The organism is Brevundimonas sp., assembly GCF_046295075.1.
Classification (GTDB): Bacteria; Pseudomonadota; Alphaproteobacteria; order Caulobacterales; family Caulobacteraceae; genus Brevundimonas.
Map to the genome: position 1 here is coordinate 265,985 of NZ_JBKBOC010000002.1, position 18,707 is coordinate 284,691.

13 protein-coding genes are annotated in these 18,707 nt (G+C 64.4%); 9 read left to right on the forward strand and 4 right to left on the reverse strand.

Annotated elements, in window-relative coordinates; all coding sequences use genetic code 11:
• Position 1: 1 nt before the first annotated feature.
• Positions 2-1,216, reverse strand: coding sequence for a TonB-dependent receptor (locus tag ACK4MH_RS03250; protein ID WP_409714694.1), 1,215 nt, complete (start codon positions 1,214-1,216; stop codon positions 2-4).
• A complete protein-coding gene (locus tag ACK4MH_RS03255; RefSeq protein WP_409714697.1) occupies positions 1,213-2,238 on the reverse strand; it encodes a TonB-dependent receptor plug domain-containing protein in 1,026 nt (341 codons plus the stop codon). Before ACK4MH_RS03255 ends, ACK4MH_RS03250 begins: the two co-directional genes overlap by 4 nt.
• Positions 2,239-2,432: 194 nt before the next feature.
• Here ACK4MH_RS03255 and ACK4MH_RS03260 point away from each other — a divergent pair, with 194 nt between their 5' ends.
• The 7 genes from ACK4MH_RS03260 to ACK4MH_RS03290 all read left to right on the forward strand — a co-directional run bounded on the left by ACK4MH_RS03260 (position 2,433) and on the right by ACK4MH_RS03290 (position 14,173).
• Positions 2,433-3,143, forward strand: coding sequence for a TetR/AcrR family transcriptional regulator (locus ACK4MH_RS03260; RefSeq protein WP_409714700.1), 711 nt, complete (start codon positions 2,433-2,435; stop codon positions 3,141-3,143).
• Between the two features lie 233 nt (positions 3,144-3,376).
• Positions 3,377-3,913: an RNA polymerase sigma factor gene (locus ACK4MH_RS03265; RefSeq protein WP_409714703.1), complete on the forward strand. Its 537-nt coding sequence runs from the start codon at positions 3,377-3,379 to the stop codon at positions 3,911-3,913.
• The gene (locus ACK4MH_RS03270; RefSeq protein ID WP_409714706.1) at positions 3,910-4,854 is read left to right on the forward strand and encodes a FecR family protein; all 945 of its coding nucleotides are present in this window, start codon (positions 3,910-3,912) and stop codon (positions 4,852-4,854) included. The genes ACK4MH_RS03265 and ACK4MH_RS03270 overlap by 4 nt, the downstream gene beginning before the upstream one ends.
• Before the next feature lie 104 nt (positions 4,855-4,958).
• Positions 4,959-7,988, forward strand: coding sequence for a TonB-dependent receptor (locus tag ACK4MH_RS03275; protein ID WP_409714709.1), 3,030 nt, complete (start codon positions 4,959-4,961; stop codon positions 7,986-7,988).
• A 79-nt stretch (positions 7,989-8,067) separates the two neighbouring features.
• Complete coding sequence (locus ACK4MH_RS03280) at positions 8,068-9,180, forward strand: pectinesterase family protein (RefSeq protein WP_409714712.1); 1,113 nt, start codon at positions 8,068-8,070, stop codon at positions 9,178-9,180.
• Between the two features lie 194 nt (positions 9,181-9,374).
• Positions 9,375-10,886 carry a tryptophan halogenase family protein gene (locus tag ACK4MH_RS03285; RefSeq protein WP_409714715.1) on the forward strand — a complete coding sequence of 504 codons (1,512 nt, stop codon included), beginning with the start codon at positions 9,375-9,377 and terminating at the stop codon, positions 10,884-10,886.
• 191 nt (positions 10,887-11,077) lie between these two features.
• A complete protein-coding gene (locus ACK4MH_RS03290; RefSeq protein ID WP_409714718.1) occupies positions 11,078-14,173 on the forward strand; it encodes a TonB-dependent receptor in 3,096 nt (1,031 codons plus the stop codon).
• Between the two features lie 61 nt (positions 14,174-14,234).
• Here ACK4MH_RS03290 and ACK4MH_RS03295 read toward each other — a convergent pair whose 3' ends face one another.
• Complete coding sequence (locus tag ACK4MH_RS03295) at positions 14,235-15,638, reverse strand: tryptophan 7-halogenase (RefSeq protein WP_409714721.1); 1,404 nt, start codon at positions 15,636-15,638, stop codon at positions 14,235-14,237.
• Between the two features lies 1 nt (position 15,639).
• On the reverse strand, positions 15,640-17,166 hold the full coding sequence (locus ACK4MH_RS03300; RefSeq protein WP_409714724.1) for a tryptophan halogenase family protein: 1,527 nt from the start codon (positions 17,164-17,166) through the stop codon (positions 15,640-15,642).
• A 145-nt stretch (positions 17,167-17,311) separates the two neighbouring features.
• Between ACK4MH_RS03300 and ACK4MH_RS03305 the strand changes: the two genes are divergently transcribed.
• Both ACK4MH_RS03305 and ACK4MH_RS03310 read left to right on the forward strand, forming a co-directional pair.
• The gene (locus ACK4MH_RS03305) at positions 17,312-18,355 is read left to right on the forward strand and encodes a LacI family DNA-binding transcriptional regulator (RefSeq protein WP_409714727.1); all 1,044 of its coding nucleotides are present in this window, start codon (positions 17,312-17,314) and stop codon (positions 18,353-18,355) included.
• A 147-nt stretch (positions 18,356-18,502) separates the two neighbouring features.
• Positions 18,503-18,707, forward strand: a 205-nt coding sequence (locus tag ACK4MH_RS03310; RefSeq protein WP_409714730.1) for a hypothetical protein, incomplete at its 3' end; no start/stop codon positions are given.

Here is an 18,707-nt window from a genome sequence, read left to right on the forward strand (position 1 = left end):
CCTACCAGCTGTAGCGCAGGGTCACGCCATATTGGCGCGGATCGCCATAGGCCGCACCGACGAGACCCGTCGTGTTGTAGGTGGCGTTCGAGGTGACCCGATATTCCTCGTCGGTGACATTGGTCCCATAGAGCGAAAGGGCGACGTCCGATCCCGCGATATGCTCCCAGTCCAGGCGAACATTCAGCAGACCATAGGCCGGGATCACGCCGAAGGGTTGCAGGTCCGAAGCGACCTGCTGGTCGTCCTGCCAGGCATAGGAAGCGCGCAGGCTGACGTCGCCGATCGTCGAGGGGACCGGGAGGTAGAGCTTGGCGTCGAGACTGTATTTGTTCTTGGGAACATACTGGAACGGGAAGCCGCTACGATCGACGCTAAGACCGTCGATGTATTTGTCGTAGGTCGCGTCATTGTAGGAATAGGTCGCCGTAAGCGTTAGCGGCGCGATGGGCTGGATGACGCCCTCGAACTCGAAGCCCTTGACCGTCGCCTCGGCGGCGTTGGTGATCAGCTGGGTATTGAACCCGCCGATCAGGGCGTAGTCGCTGCGCTGGATATCCTCATACTTCATGTAGAAGGCGGACAGGTTCGTGCGCGCGTTGATCCCGGAGGCTGACCAGTCGTGCTTCAGGCCGATCTCGCCGTCGGTGACGGTCTCGGGCCGGACGCGGAACAGGGGGCTTGTGGCGCTGACCAGCAGGACGGACGGGTTGATGCCGCCGCTCTTGTAGCCGTGCCGACTGACGCCATAGATCAGTGTGTCCGGCGTGGCCTGCCAGTCCAGGCCGATCTGCCAGGTGTCGCCGTCGCTCTCGCCGTCGAAGGCGCGGCTGCAGTTGGGGAAGGCGAAGCCGGGATTGGTGCCGCAGGCGTTGCCGAATTGTGGGATGTAGATGCTGATGTCGCCGCCGAACTCGTCCCAGGTATAGCGATAGCCGGCGTTGGCGGTCAGCGTATCCGTGATCGCATAGGTGAACTGGCCGTAGACCGCCTTGGAGCTATCGTTGGCGTGGGCGCTGTCCTGAACCAGGCTGACGGCTCCAAGATTGGCGCGCTGGACGAACGTCAGGGGGGTGACTGTGGAGGTGTCGGAATAAAAGAGGCCGGTCTGGAAGGTCAGACGCCCGAGTTCGATCCGGGCCTGCAGTTCTTCCGTCCAGGTCTCGTTATCGACGTTCCATCGTCCCGGAATGGCGCCGTTCAGGTCGTTGATCACCAGAACTGAAGCGTCGCCATCAGAGCCGAAGTCCGCGCGGTTCGAGTGTAGCTGACGACGTTCTTGAGGGTGACGTTGTCGTTGAGCCGGAACGTCGTGTTGTTGAGCGCCAGCAGAGTTCGGCTGACGTTCTTGGTGTCGGCGCTGAGGGCGATCCGGTCGTTGCCGCGGGCCTGCTGGGCCGCGAGCAGCGGATTGAGCAAGGCGGCCGCCGGGCCGGCGGGGTTGACGGCGAGCAGCACCGTGCCGGGGCCGTTCTCATCGATGTCGACATAGTTGAGGGCGGTATAACTGCTCAGCCGGTCGTTGGGCCGGAACAGCAGGCCGCCGCGCAGGCTGAAGTTGTTGCGGTCGTTGTAGTCCTTGCCGGTGTTGACGTCGGTGACGAAACCCTCGCGCTGATCAAACTGGCCCGCCAGGCGAAGCGAGAGGGTGTCGCTCAGCGGCAGGGTCACTGCGGCCCGGCCCGAGCGGCGGTCCAGATTGCCGACCGTCCCCTCGATATAGCCGTCGGGTTCGAAGCCCGGCTTGACCGGATCGAGCAGGACGGCCCCGCCCGTCGTGTTGCGGCCGAACAGGGTGCCTTGCGGACCCTTCAGGACCTGGATGGACTGCAGGTCGAACAGCAGGCCCGGGCCGCTGGCGGTCGAGGGCACTTCGGCGAAATAGGCGACGACGCCCGGTCCGCCGCCGGTCCCCAGGCTGCCGATTCCGCCGATGCCGCGGATCGTATAGTTTTCCTGGTTGCGGTTGGTGTTGCCCACGACGCTGAGCGACGGGGTGAAGTTCTGCAAGTCGGTGCCGGTTTCGATGCCGCGCTGGCGAAGGCCCTCCTGGCTGAAGGCGGTCACGGCGACGGGCACCTTCTGGATGTTCTCCTCGGTGCGGCGGGCGGTGACGACGACTTCGTCCAGAGTGGCGGCCTCCGGCTCGCCTCTCGGGTCGGCCGTCTGGGCGAAAGCCGGCGACCCGGCGAAGGCAAGCGCGAGCGCGCTTGCGCCCATCATTATGGTCTGCCGCATCGCGGTCTCCGTTCCCTATGTGAGCGGCCGGCTTGTCGTCGGCTCATCTGTGTCCGTTGGTCGAACGAGCGGATTAAGACCGAGGGGATTTCGGTCGTCAACAAACTTTATTGGCGATAAAATAAAGAAGTGATCCGTATGGCGTCGCGGCGGCGATGGCCGTATCTACAGCCTCGGATTTGCAGCGGCGCACCATGACCGACATCGTCACCCCGTCTTCGACATCGAGGTCGAACCTCAAGCCGACGAAACGGCCGCGCCGCCGTCCGCAATCGGAACGGCGCGAGGAAGCGACGAACACGATCCTGGACGCCGCCGAGAAACTCTTCGCCTTGCATGGTCGTGACGGGGTCACGCTCCGGGCGATCGCCACGGCCGCCAGTGTCGATACGGCATTGATCCACTACTATTTCGGCGACAAGGACGGAGTCTTCCGGGCCGTGTTCGCCCGCCGCGCCGGTGAAGTGAATGCGGCCCGGATCGCCGCGATGGACGCCTATGAGGCGCGAGTCGGTGACGCGACCACCATCGAAGGCGTTCTCGATGTCTTCCTGCGCCCCATCTATGAAATGGTGATCGAGAAGGGCGAAGGGTGGGTTTATTTCGCCGCCATCGTCGGCCACGCCAACGCCTCGCATTTTGGCGGCAAGGACGTGATGGCCGAGAACTTCGACCCCATCGTCCAGCGCTTCATCGGCATGCTCAAGGCCTTGGCGCCCGAGGCTCCACCGGAGCGCATCTACTGGTTCTTCGATCTCGTCTCATCCAGCCTGACCCACGGCCTGGCCCAGACCGGTCGGATTGACGACGTGTCCGGCGGATTGTGCACATCCTCCGATCTTGCTGCGGCGCTCGAAACCATGATCGCCGTATTCAGTTCGGGTTTTCAGTCTGTGAAACGCTAAGATCGCGAAGTCTGCATTTTGCGTCGTCATCAACGGCGCGCCGCAGGAACATGTGCCTCCGCTGACGGAAGCAGACCGCTTCGGCGATGCGCCAGCGGGGTGGTCGAGGCCTAGATCCAGTATTTTCACCACCGAACTTCCCACGCTTTGACGGAAAGTTCGTCCGCGCGCATCGTGCTCCCAAAGGGGAGCGACGGTAGGTGCAAGGCGGCGGGGAGTCGGAACGAGCGCGGGTGCGCTGGTTGGCGCAGGAAATCCTGCCCCATGAGCAGGATGTTCGTGTCTGGTTGAAGCGTTCGCTCGTCACGTCCAACGATGTCGATGACGTCGTTCAGGAAGCCTATTGCCGACTGGCGAACCTGAAGGCGGTCGAACAGATCGAAAGCCCGCGCGCCTATTTCTTTCAGACCGCGCGGTCCGTGGTGCTGGAGCAGATGCGGCGCGCCCGGATCGTGCGGATCGACGCCGTGACGGAAATCGACGCCCTGCGCATCGAGTGGGACGAACCGTCGCCCGAGCGTATCGCCGGGGGGCGCAAGGAACTCGAACGCGTAATGAAGATCGTCGCTACATTGCCGGAACGCAGCCGACGCATCTTCGAGATGCGCCGGATCATGGGGCTGTCGCAAAAGGAGATCGCGGTTCAGCTGGGCGTAACCGAAAACGTGGTCGAGAACGAAGCCGCGCGGGGGCTGAAGGCGGTCCTGGCCGGCCTGGCGAAGGCGGATTCCCAAATTCATGCGTCGTCGAGCGGGGAGCGGCGCGCATGAGCCGGGAAATCTCGACCGAAATCGACGCCGTCGCCGCCGAATGGGCCGCTCGGCTTGACGCGGGCGCGTTGGGCGCTGGGGACCAGATCGCACTGAACGACTGGCTCGCAGGCGACAGCCGTCGTCAGGGCGCCTTGTGGCGGGCGCGGGCGGTCATGACCTTGATGGTCGATCCTGTGTCGGAGGCGAAGGCGCACCAGACGCCGGCAAAGCTCGACCGCCGCATCCTGTTGGGCGGTTTTGGCATAGCGGCGGCGGTCGCCGCCGGCGTCGTGCTGACGCCGGTCTTGTCGCGACAGCGTTATCGCACCCTGGTGGGAGAGATCCGTCGGGTGCCGTTGGCGGACGGGTCGATGGCCGCGATCAATACCGATACGACGCTGGATATCCGCTTCCAGAAGGCCGAGCGCGCCGTGACGCTGGACCGCGGCGAGGCCTGGTTCCAGGTCGCGAAAGACCGGGCGCGTCCGTTCGTCGTGGCGGCGGGCGACATTCGGGTTCAGGCGGTCGGCACGGCCTTCTCCGTTCGTCGCAAGGCCGGCGGGGCCGAGGTTCGGGTGACCGAAGGCGTGGTGGAGGTCTGGAGCGACAAGGGCGCCGAAGGACTGCGTCGCCGAGTCTTGGCCGGCGAACAGGTCTTCGTCAGTGATCAGGCCGGCGCCTCAAGCCCCGTCAAGCGTCCGCTGGAGATGGAGCGCGCCCTGTCGTGGCGGGATGGCCAGATCGTCCTGGACGGCGACACCATCGCCGCCGCCGCCGCCGAGTTCAATCGCTACAACAGCCGCAAGATCGTGATCGTCGATCCCGATCTGGAAGGCCGCACGGTCGTCGGCTGGTTCCGCACCAACGAGCCGGAAAGCTTCGCCGAGGCCGTCGGTGTCGCCCATGGTGCAGGGGTGACGATCGGAAATGACGTCATCATGCTGGGCGGGGCGAAATAAATCTTTTGATCCGGCGACGGAAAGTCGGCCGCCGGACATCGAGACTCTTGGAACCCTCGCAGAAGGGTCCGGGAACCAGGAAACAGAAAAGGGAGGGCCGACACATGGCCATGTCGCGAAACCAAGGCGCGAGGGCGTCGCTGATGATCGCCGTCAGCACGATGGCTCTGGCCGGCGCTGGCGCCGTCCAGGCGCAAGACAGGCAGTTCAATGTTCCGGCGCAACCCGCCTCGACCGGCGTGCCGGCGTTTGCGCGCCAGGCCGATCTGCAGGTTCTGGCTTCGACGGATGCGGTCGCCGGACAACGTACCGCCGCCGTGCAGGGCGTCTATTCCGTCAATCAGGGCCTGAACCAGCTTCTGCAGGGCAGCAATCTTGTCGTGGCGTCCAACAACGGACGGACGGCGGTGCTCGCCGGCGCCACCGTGGCCCCACAGACCGCCGCTCAGGGGAGCGAGGTCGAGGATCAGGCCGACGAAGTCGAAACTATCGTGGTAACCGGTTTCCGCGCTTCGTTGGGCAGCGCGCTGACGGCCAAGCGTCGGGCCAACGGCGTCGTCGATGTGATCAAGGCCGAGGACATGGCCGACTTCCCCGACGCCAATCTGGCCGAGTCCATCCAACGGGTGCCGGGCGTCTCCATCGCGCGCGACGCCGGCGAAGGCCGTCAGATCACGGTGCGGGGTCTGGGACCGCAGTTTACGCGTGTCCGCATCAACGGCGTCGAGGGTCAGAGCACGGCGTCGGGCACCGACAGTTCGGGCGGCGCGAACCGCAACCGCGCGTTCGACTTCAACGTCTTTGCGTCCGAGCTTTTCAACAGCATCACCGTGCGCAAGACCGCCTCGGCCGAGACTGAAGAAGGCTCGCTGGGCGCGACGGTCGATCTACAGACCGGGCGACCCTTCGACTATTCCGGCGCCAATCTCGTGCTGTCGGGCCAGTATGGCTACAACGACCTGTCGCGCAAATGGGACCCTAGGTTCGCCGCGCTCGCCAGCAACACCTGGATGGACGGTCGGCTCGGCGCCCTCGTGTCGGTCGCCTACACCAAGCGTCAGCTGCTGGAAGAAGGCCACGGCTCCGGCGGCTGGCTGAACGGCCAGGAGGTCGGCGGCTACAACCCCGCGTCGCCCTTTGCGGATGCCAGCCGGGCGGATGTCTATACGCCGCGCTTCCCGCGCTACGGACGGCTCACGCATGATCAGGAACGTCTCGGCCTGACCGGCTCAGTGCAGTTCCGCCCGCAGGAACAGACGCTGATCAACCTCGATCTGCTCTATTCCGACTTCAAGGCGACGCGTCAGGAGAACTGGCTGGAAGCCCTGTCCTTCGCCCGAAACGGCTTCCAGGGCGGACGACCGGAAATCATCGTGCGCGACGGCGTCATCGATGCGAACGGGGACATGGTCTATGGCCTGTTCGACGATGTCGATGTGGAGACCGAGACCCGCTACGACGAGCTGGACACCAAATACACCCAAGGCACGCTGAGCATCGAACATGCGTTCAGCGACCGGTTCCGCGTCAAGGGTCTGATCGGCTATTCCAAGTCCGACTTCGATAACCCGATCCAGACGACGGTGATACTGAATCGTGAGAATTCGGACAACTACTTCTACGACTATCGGCAGAACCGCGACGCGCCGCTGATCGGCTTCGGCTACGATGTCACCGACCCGCTGGCCTATAATTTCGGAGCGGCGCGCTCGGAAATCCGTCTGCGTCCGCAGGGGGTGACGAACACGATCAAGACGGCGCAGCTCGACGGAGGCTTTGACCTGACGCCTTCGCTGACGCTGAAGGCGGGGCTGAACTACAAGGAATATGAGTTCGATTCCTGGGCTCTGGCGCGCGTCAACGAGGGCGTCGTGCCCCAGCTGCCCGCGGGTGTGACCCTGGCAAGCCTGACCGAGCTGGTCAGCGGTTTCGGACGCAATCTGGGTGCGCCGGACGGCACTGTCACCAACTGGATCGCACCGAACCTCAACGCCTTCGCGGACCTGTTCAACATCTACAGCGGCACGGGCCTGTTCGAACTGAGCGGCGCATCGAACGCCAATGCGCGCGGCAATATCCGCAATGTGACCGAGAAGGATTCGGCCGCCTATCTTCAGCTGGACTTCGATACGGAGCTGGGTGGGATTCCGGTGCGTGGCGACATCGGTGTTCGCTATGTGAAGACGAAGCAGAGCTCGACAGGCTATTTGCTGGTCGCCGGCGCCGCCCAGCAAGCTACGGTCGATCGCGACTACGACGACGTGCTGCCTGCGCTGAACCTGACGGCCGAAGTCTCTCCGGACTTCCTGCTGCGCTTCGGTGCTGCCAAGGTCATGACGCGCCCCAACCTCGGCAGCGTGACGCCGGGCGGCAGCCTGAGCACGGTGGGCGTCTTCAGCATCAGTTCGGGCAATCCGTATCTGGATCCCATTCGCGCCACGACCTACGACCTGTCGGCCGAATGGTATTTCGCCCCGGACGCCCTGCTGTCCGTCGGGCTCTTCTACAAGGACATCGAAAGCTACATCCAGACCTCGCGCGTTTCGCAGCCGTTCAACCAGTCTGGCCTGTCGCCGGATCTGCTCAACGGCACGGGCGTGCCGCCAACGGCTGAGTTTTTGTTCAGCCAGCCTGTGAACACCGAGGGCGGTCCGTTGAAGGGGATCGAGATCAGCTATCAGCAGCCGTTCAGCTTCCTGCCAGGTCCGTTCGACAATCTCGGCGCCATCTTCAACGTCACCCTGGTGGATTCGAAAATAAAATACCTCTCGTCGCGCTCGCCGACCGGCTTCGTCGAGAACGACCTGCTCGGTCTGTCGAAGACCGCCTACAACGCCACCCTCTACTATGAGGACGAACGGTTCAGCGCCCGTGTCTCGGCGGCCTATCGCGATCGCTATCTGACGGCGGTGCCCAGCGGCACCAGCACCAACGATATCGACGGGGTGCGCGAGATCGTGACAGTGGACGCTTCGGCCTCCTACGCCTTGAACGACCGCATCAAGGTGACGTTCGAAGGGCTGAACCTGACCGACGCCTTCAACGAACAGTACACCGACAGCCGCCGCGACAGCATCTACGTCTATTCGCACACGGGACGGCAGTACAACTTCGGCGTCCGTTACACCTTCTAAGACACTCCCAACTCCCCCCGGGAGACTGGGCGCTGGCCGGTACGCCGGCCGGCGCCCTCTTTTTCCATTCGGAGCCGCCATGATCCCGCTGGTCTCACGTCGCAACCTGTTGGCCGCCGGCGCCGTCCTGCCGATGATGGCGTCGACGCCGTCATGGGCGGCCGCGACAGCCTTCGACGCGGTCATCTGGGCCGGCCCCGGCGACGGTCAATTCGGGGCGCCCGTCTATCCCAGCCTGTCCGCTGCGATCGCGGCTGCGCCGGCGGATGGCCGACGACCATTCCGCATTCTGGTGACGCGCGGAATCTGGACCGAGCAGGTCGTGGTGGACAAGCCGTTCATCCATCTGATCGGCGAGGATCGCTCGGGCTCTGTGATCAACCACCTGGCGGCCTCGGGGCTTGCGGCGCCGGATGGCCGGATGTGGGGCACGTTCCGCACGCCGACCCTGTTCGTGCGGGCGCCCGATTTTCACGCCGAGACTTTGACGATCAACAACGCCTTCGACGGTCTGGCGGAAATGACCAAGCCGAACGGCCTGCATTCGCACAATGGGGCAGGGCCGCAGGCCGTGGCCCTGATGATGGACAAGGGGTCGGATCGCGCCGTCATCCGCAACTGCGATATCCTCAGCTATCAGGACACGCTGTTCCCTGATGCAGGCGCAACCCTGTTCGATCGCTGCCTGATCACGGGCAGCTATGATTTCATCTTCGGGGGCGGACGCGCCTGGTTCGAACGCTGCGAAATCCGGTCGCGCCTGCGAGCCGCCGATCCGGTCGAAGGCTATATCGCGGCCCCCAGCACGCCGATCGAACAGGCTTACGGCTTCGTCTTCCACGATTGCCGCCTGACCAAGGATGATGGCGTCGCCCGGCACTCCGTCTTCCTGGGGCGTCCGTGGCGGCCCTCCAGCGCCTTCCCGGATGGACGATATGGCGACCCGCGTTTCGTCGGGGCGGCGACCTTCCTAAACTGCTGGATGGACGACCATATCGCGCCGGAGGGCTGGACCGAGATGTGGTATACGGGACGCAACGGCAATCCGCGCACCATGCTCCAGCCCGAAGAGGTTCGCTTCGCGACCTTTGGCTCGCGCGGGCCGGGTCGCGCGGACTTCTCGCGCGGCGCACGCCTGACGATGGAGCAGGCGAGGAGCATCCGGCAAGGGGACGTGCTCGCGAGCGCCTGACCTGCCGGATAGGTTGATCGCCATGATGAACACACGATGTCGTCGGGTCACGTCTGAAGTCTGGCGATCAGTCGGAGGGACGCCGCGCCGCTTTCTCGATAGCAGCTTCTGATGTGCCGGTTTGAATAATTGTGGACGACGCAGGACGATTGGACCAAGTGCGAATGATCGCCGTGGCGCCAAGGAAGTTCGAAGTGTCCCATTCATCGTCAATCATCGAGCGCATCGTCATCGTCGGTGGCGGAACGGCGGGCTGGATGGCGGCGGCGGCGCTGGCCCATGCCTTCAGCGGGTCCACGAAGTCGGTGTCACTGGTGGAATCCGAGGCCATCGGCATCATCGGGGTGGGGGAGGCGACGATCCCGGAAATCCTGAAGTTCAACGCCCGTCTGGGGATCGACGAGGCGGACTTTCTTCGAGAGACCAAGGCCACCTTCAAACTGGGAATCGAGTTCGACGGCTGGCGGCGTGACGGCGAGCGCTATTTTCATCCGTTCGGCGGGTTCGGATTGGATATGGAAGGCATCGCCTTTCATCATTTCTGGCTGAAGGCCTGTGCCGACGGGCAGGCTGAACCGCTCGAAACCTATTCCATGGCTTGGCAGGCGGCCAAGCGCGACCGCTTCGCCCATCCGCAGGGCGGGCCGCAATCGCCGCTGTCCAACCTAGGCTACGCCTATCATTTCGATGCTGCGCTTTACGCGGGCTTCCTGCGTCGGTTCGCCGAAGGCCTGGGCGTCGTTCGACACGAGGGCCGCGTCGTCGAAGTTCAGCAGGCGGCCGACGGCGACGTCTCGGGCGTGAAGCTGGAAAACGGGCGCGTCATCGCCGGCGACTTCTTCATTGATTGCACCGGTTTCGTCGGGTTGCTGATCGAGAAGGCCTTGAAGGCGGGCTACGAAGACTGGTCTGCCTGGTTGCCTTGTGACAGCGCTGTCGCCGTGCCGTGCGACCGGAACGGCCCGCTGTCGCCCTACACACGCTCCACAGCCCGCGAAGCCGGTTGGCAGTGGCGCATTCCGTTGCAGCATCGCGTCGGCAACGGTTACGTCTATTCGTCGAAGTATCTGTCGCATCAGGATGCGGAAGACGCCCTGTTGTCGCGACTTGAGGGCGCGGCCCTGGCCGAGCCGCGTCCGCTGAGGTTCGCTACCGGACGAAGACGCGAATGCTGGAAACGCAACTGTGTGGCGGTCGGCCTGTCCAGCGGTTTTCTTGAGCCGCTCGAATCGACCAGTATCCACCTGATCCAGAGCGCCATCACCAAGCTGATCAGCCTGTTCCCGGCGCGTACAAGCGACGATGGGCTACGGCGCCAGTTCAACGCCTTGATGGAAGAGGAATTCGTCACAGTCAGGGACTTTCTGATCCTGCATTACAAGCTCAACGAGCGAGACGGCGCCTTTTGGGACCAGGTCCGGGCCATGCCGATTCCGGATCGGTTGATCGAAAAAATCGCCCTGTTTCAGGAAACGGGGCGAATCGTCCGGCGCGATCACGACATCTTCGCCGAATCGAGTTGGTTGGCGGTGGCGATCGGCCAGGGCCTCGTTCCAAAAGGCCGCCACCCGATTTCGGACGTCCTCACACCAAAGGAAAACGCCGGCCGGTTGGCGGCGATCCGCGACAGTATCCGGCGCACCGCCGACGCCCTGCCGCAGCACGCAGATGTCGTGTCGGCGACCATAAGCCGACGCCGCTCCTGAACTTGCCCTGATCTGCAGGCTCAGGCCTGAGGTCTTCGGACATCCCCGCAACAGCCCCAAAAATCCTGGAGGTCACGGTTGCGAGGCGTTGACATCGCTGTCAATCAGTTGTCCATACGGTCTTCGGACGGTCGAAAAGGCCGCCGACAGCATAGCGACGGCCATGTCCGTCGGACTTGGGGGAATCAGAAGTGAAGTCAGAAATGTTCCATGCCGCACATGCGCCTGCCGCGCGTGGCCTGCGCCGCTCCGTGTCCGCCCTGGCGCTGACGGTCGCCGTCGTCGGCGCGACCGCTGCACATGCGCAATCGACGCCTGCGTCGCAGACGACAGCTCCGGCAACGGATGACGCCGCCCAGGTCGATGACGTCGTCGTCACGGGCATTCGCGCGCGGATCGCCTCGTCGCAGGCGATCAAGCGCGACTCCGACACCTTCGTGGACGCCGTCACCGCTGACGACATCGGCGCCCTGCCGGACAAGTCGGTCAACGAGGTGCTGCAGCGCATTCCCGGCGTCAACATCAACCGCTTCCAGGGACCGACCGACCCGGACCACTTCTCGGTCGAAGGGTCGAACGTCATCATTCGCGGCCTGAGCTATGTCCGGTCCGAGTTCAACGGCCGCGACGCCTTCAGCGTCAACACCGGCCGGGCGCTGGGCTTCAACGACGTCTCCCCTGAATTGCTGTCGAGCGTCGCCGTCTTCAAGAATGCGACGGCCGACCGCATCGAGGGCGGCATCGCCGGCGTCGTGGATCTGCGCACGCGCAAACCTTTCGACAACAGGAAGTTCGTATTCGGGGCTTCGGTCGAAGGATCCTACGGTGATCTGCGCGAGAAGCCGGGCCTGGGTTATTCCGCTCTGATGAGCAACGTCTGGGACACGCAGCACGGCGTGTTCGGTGCCCTGTTGAGCTATGGCGAATCCGAACTCTATTCTGAGGCCTACGGCAGCCACCTGACCGACTTCGTGTATCGCCCCGATCTGTCGACGGGCGAAGATCGCCGCTATGTCCCGCGCGGCGGGGCCGTGCGGACGCAGCAGTTCGACCGCTCGCGTTCGACGCTGGACGGCGCGCTGCAGTGGGAATCGAACGACGGCCGCGCCAAGCTGACGGGCGAATACATCCGGGCCGACTCGCGGTCCGGCTGGGTCGAGCGCGTGATCGAGGTCGATCTGGGCAGCGGCGGCGATCCGACGCCGACGGCCGGCAATCCGTTCACCTATGATTCGAACGGCGTCTTCACCAGCGGACTGCTGGTCGACAATGCGCCGAACCTGCAGGTGGCGCCCAAGCGCGAGCGTGACCTTCAGACCCTGACGGAAGATTTCTCGCTGGCGGGCGAATTCCATCCGACGGATCGACTGTCGATCTGGCTGGACGCCCAGTACAGCAAGGCCTCGGCCGACGACGTGGACATGAGCATCTCCGGCGCGATCACGCCGGTCTACACCCTGATCGGCGAAGGCCGCCACGGCGTGCCGGACATCCAGTTCGTCGATGCCTCGGGCCAGCCCTCGGCCCTCGCCAACGATCCGGCGAACTTCTACTACCGCGCGGCCATGGACCATATCGAGCAGTCCGAAGGCGAGCAGAAGGCCTTCAAGGCCGACCTGAAATACGACTTCGACAACTCGTTCCTGCGCGCCATCCGCATGGGCGCCCGCTATTCGGATCGCGAACAGACGCGCCGATACACTGCCTATAACTGGGGCAATATTTCCGAAAGCTGGAGCGGCGGGGTTTCTCCCTTCCAGACCACGGGCCCGTTGGCGGTCGCACAGTACGACTTCCCCAACTTCCAGCGCGGAAATAACCCGAGCCCGATCAACGGCTACTATCCGACGGTCGACCTGGCTTCGGCCTATCGTGATGGTTCGCTGCAGGCGGCCTTGGCTGGCGTGCGCAGTTCGGGCGGAACCTGGGTTCCGCTGGACCAGCGGCCCGGCGCCATCGCAGGCACGCCGTTCCTGCCCGGCGACATCAACAACTCGTCTGAACAGACCTCGTCGGCCTATGTCCGGTTCGACTTCGGCCGCGACGAGATCTTCGGGCCGGATACCGCGCTGAGCGGCAATATCGGTGTGCGTTACGCCAAGACCGATTTCCAGACGATCGGCTTCATTTCCAGCCCGAACGTCGGCCTGAACTTCGGCGACGCCGACCAGAACGATCCGCGCTTCCCCGGTCAGAACATCCCGGTCACCCAGAGCAACGCGGCGGCGATCGCCCGCTATCGGTGCGCCCTGATCCAGCCCGGACAGTCCGCGCCAGGGTACTGCCTGCTTTCCGATGCGCGACTGGACGAACTGATCGCCTTCAGCGACGGCAGCAACCAGGAGGTCGAGCGCAGCAACAGCTATGACGATTGGCTGCCGAGCCTGAACCTGAACCTGAAATACAAGGAGTGGGTCTTCCGCGGCGCCGTGTCGCGCGCCATGACGCGCCCGGACTTCGGCGTGACGGCCTTTGCGGCGACCCTGTTCTATACGGACATGAACCAGATCCAGGCGAACGGCGGCGACGTCAACACCGCGCCGCTGTTGAGCACCTTCACCGGCGGCTCACAGCTGACGGGCGTGCGGGCCTGGAACTATGATCTTGGCGTGGAGTGGTACTTCAAACCGGGCAGCTCGCTGACGTTCAACGCCTTCTACAAGGACCTGTCGGACATCCTGGCCAGCGGCTCCAACGTCCAGCAGTTCAGCAACGCCCAGGGCGTTTCGACGGATGTGCTGGTCAACCAGCAGGTCAACATCGGCTCCGGCTGGATCAAGGGCTTCGAGGTCGGCTACCAGCAGACCTACAGCTTCCTGCCGGGTCTTCTGAGCGGTCTGGGCATCGAGGCCAACTACACCTTCGTCGAGCCCTCGACCTTCCCCAACGCCGTGACGGAGCCGCGATACGCGGGTCTTGAACTGCCGTTGCAGCAGCTGTCGAAACACACCTACAACTTCTCGGTCTTCTACGAGAGGGATCGGCTGTCGGCCCGCCTTGCCTACAACTGGCGCAACGGCTTCCTGTTGACGCCGCGCGATGACGTCAATCCGTTCTCGCCGATCTTCAACGACTCGACGGGCCAACTGGACGGTTCGATCTTCTACACCCTGAACGACAACTGGAAGATCGGGCTGTATGGCGCGAACCTGCTGGACGAGGTCACGGTCACGCAGCAGCAGACGTCATACAACGTCAACGGCGCGAACCAGGCCGGCCCGCTGGCGCCGCGCTCCTACTTCCGCAGCGACCGTCGCGTGACGTTCAGCCTGCGCTACACCTTCTAGGTCTTCTCTGAGCTGAGCCTGGGGCGTCGATCCACGGATCGACGCCCCCTTTTTTTGCCTGTCAGTCGGCGCGACGAAGGCTGTTCAGGACGGCTTCGTGCGACGGCATGGCCGCCAGTGTCTGGTCGAACGCCATCACCATCCGGCCGATAGACCCCATCGCTGCGGACAGGTTCAGACGGTCGGCCTGCACGTCATGACGACGCGCCTGAAGGCCCAGGCCCGCCATCAGCATGATCCAATGCTGAGCGTCGTAGGGATCGCCGTCCAGAGCGACCGACGCGTTGCGAGATCGGAACAGATCGATCCGCCGCTGCAGGTCCGGCCCCGGCGGAGCCAGCCGCTCGCCGCCCGGTCCCTGAAGTCTGATCAGATGCAGCCGGTCGGCCCGGTGGCCGAGATCGCGCGCCAAGGCCTGGTTGTAGGCCGCCGCGCAGGCCGAGACCTGATCTGACGCACCGGGCAGATGGGTCGCCAGCCGCCGCAACTGCTCATCCAGACAGACGCTGTCCATAAGGGGGCCGAACCGCGCTGCGGCGAGGCCGAAGGCCAATGTCTTGGCGCGCCATGGCGCACGCACGAATCCTGGACTGGAAGACGCATCTGTTTCTTGCAGAATGTCCGTCTCGCCGATCAGCGATGTGATGTCGCGGCGCGCCTGATCGGTCGTGACGAGGGCGCTGTCGTAATCGAGACTGACGATCTCGACGTGGGGCATGGCGAAACGTGTCGCCAGTCCTTCGACCAGAAGGCGCATCTCCACATAGGGTTGAGGCGCACGGCGTGGCCGAATGTGCATCGTCAGTCGCCGATCATGACCCAGTCGCGTGCGCCAGTCCGCGTCCCCGGCGAATGCGGCGGGACGGGTGTCGAGGGTCATGAACGGCGACAGGCCCGCCGCATCAGTCTCGCAAACAGCCGTTACGCCCAACTGCCGGGCCTTCGCCTTGAGGCGCGTCGCGAGCGCATTTCCGCCCAGAATTATCTGGGGCTTGAGCAGCGATCGCGGCGACTGTCGATCAGCACTGGGATGGGCGTAGCGTCCCGCGATCATCGCGCGCGCCTGAAACTGCAGCGGCGCCAGCAGGTCGGCATAGCTATGGCCATCGGACGCCGTCGTTGCGGCGCGGTGGACCAGATCCGGGATCGCCACGCCGTCGATGTTGGGCAGCGGCTCCTGATGAGCGACCGCGATATCCTTGCCTGCGCGCCAATCGCGCCAGACCGCGCCCAGGCAGAAGCCAGCCTGTCCGGCGGCCAGCAGTTCGTCGGCGGCCCCATCGGCCAACTGAAGCAGCATGCCGTCCGGGTCGGCCAGAACGACATCCACAGTGTCGTCGGCGTCTTCGGCGGCGTCCTCCACGACGACCACGCTGTGATCGGACGTCAGGTCGCGGGCAAGAAGCACCGCTGCGGCCCAGGCGGCCAAGCCGCCGCCATGGATCACCCAGGTCTTTGCGGCCATGTCAGTGCGCCTCATGATGACGCAGCGCATTGTCGCGTATGAAGGTCATGTGATCCGGCGTCTGGGCGACGGCGTTGTGAATGTCCTTTCGCAACCGCGCCAATCGTGCGGAGAGCGTTGCGGCGTCCAGCCGCTCCGCCCGCGGATCCCAGCCTTGCGGCAGGATGTTCTGGCCGGCCAGAACGGCCAGCCAACTGGGCGGATGGAAGACGCCGATGTCGTAGTCGGGAAGCAGGCCGCGCGTGACGAAGGCCTCCACCTTGGCCGACAGACTGTCCGGCCACGTCATGGACCGCATCTCGCGCCAGAACGGTTCGTCGCGCTGGTTGGCGACGTAGTGCAGCACCAGGAAGTCGCGGATACGCTCGAATTCCAGCGCCATGACGGCGTTGTATTCGCGCGCGTCGTCTGCCATCGCCGCCTTGTCGGGAAACAGGTCCAGCAGGGTCGTGATGCCCAGCTGGATCAAATAGATGCTGGTCGATTCCAGCGGCTCCAGAAACCCGCCGGACAGGCCTACCGCGACCACGTTGCGGTTCCACAACTGCCGGCGACGGCCCGTGCGGAACGAAAGGCGACGCGGCTCGGCCAGAGCGGGCCCTTCGAGGTTCGACATCAGGACGCCCACCGCCGCCTCGTCCGAGATATGCGCCGAAGAAAAGACGTGGCCGTTGCCGGTCCTATGCTGCAACGGAATGCGCCATTGCCAGCCGGCCTGCCGTGCCGTCGCGCGCGTATAGGGGCCGACCGGCGCCGTCGTTTCGCAAGGCACGGCGAAGGCGCTGTCGCAAGGCAGCCAATGGCTCCAGTCGTCGAACGGCGTCTCCAGCGCCTGGGCGATAAGATGTCCGCGAAAGCCCGAGCAGTCGATGAACAGGTCGCCTTCGATGCGTCGGCCGTCTTCCAGAGTGAGAGCGGTGATGTCGCCGGTGTCGGAATCCTGGCTGTGACTGACGACCTTGCCTTCGGTGCGCACGACCCCGCGGGCGCACGAAACCTCTTTCAAGAAGGCCGCGTAGAGGCTGGCGTCGAACTGGAACGCATAGCTGAAGGTCGACAGGGGGGAGGCCGGATTGGCGATCGGCGACTGGAACCGGCAAGCTTCCGCCGCGCGAACGGGATAGCTGTAGTCGTCCAGCGGGGTCGGATCGCCCGCCGCGCGCCGCATCGCCCAGATGTGGTGAAAATCAATGCCGTCGATCGGTTCGCCATAGGCGCCGAACGGATGGATATAGGCCTCGCCCGCCCGGCCCCAGTCCACGAACTGGATGCCCAGTTTGAAGGTCGCTTTCGTGCGGTCGATCAGGGTCTGTTCGTCGATCCCCATCGCCGTATTGAAGAAACGGATGTGGGGCAGGGTGGCCTCTCCGACGCCGACGATGCCGATGGCGTCGGACTCGATAAGCACGATGTCCATGCCTCGGCCGGCAAGGCGATGTGACAAGGCGGCGGCGGTCATCCAGCCTGCCGTGCCGCCGCCCAGGATGACGATGCGTCGGATCAGGCTTGGGTCAGCAATGGGTTCCATCAGCCTGTGGTAACAGAAGCCATTCGGTCATGACAGCGCCGGACAATGGCGTGCCTGCCTGCTTCCCGTGCGACCTCGCTATTCCCGAGATCAGTGCTAAGAACGGCTTGAGCGTTGCGGTGTTCGGGGGTGTGATTTGGCGACGGTGACGATCTATGACGTGGCGGCCAAGGCCGGCGTCTCCATCAAGTCCGTGTCGCGTGTTCTCAACAACGAGCCCAACGTCAGCTCAGTACTTCGCGCCAAGGTCGAAGAGGCCGCGTCGTCGCTGGGTTATCGGCGCAGTCTGTCGGCGCGCAGTCTGGCGGGCGCGTCGTCGTCCTTGATCGCCGTCCTGGTGGACGCCGACCTGACCATCGAACACTGGAAGAGCGGGCGCGGCAGCGATTACCTTGGCCGTCTGGAGTTCGGCGCTTTGATGGAGGCGCGCCAGGTCGATTACCATCTGATGGTCGAACTGGTGGATCACAACTCACCGGATCTGGAACGGGACCTTATGGCCCTGCTGAACTCGATCCGGCCCGAGGGCGTCATCCTGACCCCGCCGAACTCCGACAACGCCATGGTAATGGATGTGCTGGACGCCACCGGCACGCCCTACGCCCGCATCGGTCCCGAGGCGGCCTTCGACAGAGGCTATTGCATCGAGATGGACGAGAGGCGCGCCGCCTATGAGATGACGCGCCATCTGATCGATCTGGGCCATAGCAGGATCGGCTTCGTCACCGGCCCCATCGCCTATGGCGCCAGCCGCCGACGTCTCGCCGGTTATCAGGATGCGATGGCCGAGGCGGGTCTAGAGATAAAGGCGCACTGGGTGGTCGAGGGGGATTTTACCTTCAAGTCCGGGACCGTCGCGATCGACCGCCTGCATCAGGTCGCGCCGGAAATCACCGCCGTATTCGCCAGCAACGACGACACTGCGCTGGGCGTGCTGCAGGGCGCGGCGCGTCTGGGGTTGTCGGTCCCGGCGGACCTCTCGATCGCGGGCTTCGACGATTCTCCTGGTGCGGGGTTCAGCACGCCGGATCTGACCACCATTCGTCAGCCCGTGGCGGAAATGGCCGCAGCCGCCGCCCAGCGGTTGATCCCCCCGCTGCGTCGTCTTTTGAACGAGGATTTGAGCGAGCGTGTCATCGTCGCCCATGATCTGATCGCCCGCCAATCGACGTCTCGCCCTCTGGGCTGAGGACGATTGCTTTCCTGTTCTTGACAGCGCTGTCATTCGTTTGGCACTGTTCGCCCTGTCCGTAGTTCGGACATCAATATTGGCCTGAAGGCGCGTTTCCGGGGTTGGCTTGGGCGACGCGATGGCCGCAACGATCAGGTCCATCCCATGCGCAAGGCCGCCACCGCCCTGGTGATCACTCTCATGTCGAGCGCCTGCGCCGTCGCCCCCGGCTTTGTCCGCCCTGTTCCGGTTCAGGCGGTGACGGCCCAGGCTTCGATCGTGACGGACGCGGCGCGTGCGCATCCCGGCCTTTGGCCCCGTGCGGCCTCGCCGGCGGCGATGACGGATGCGGGGACCGAGGCCTTCGTCA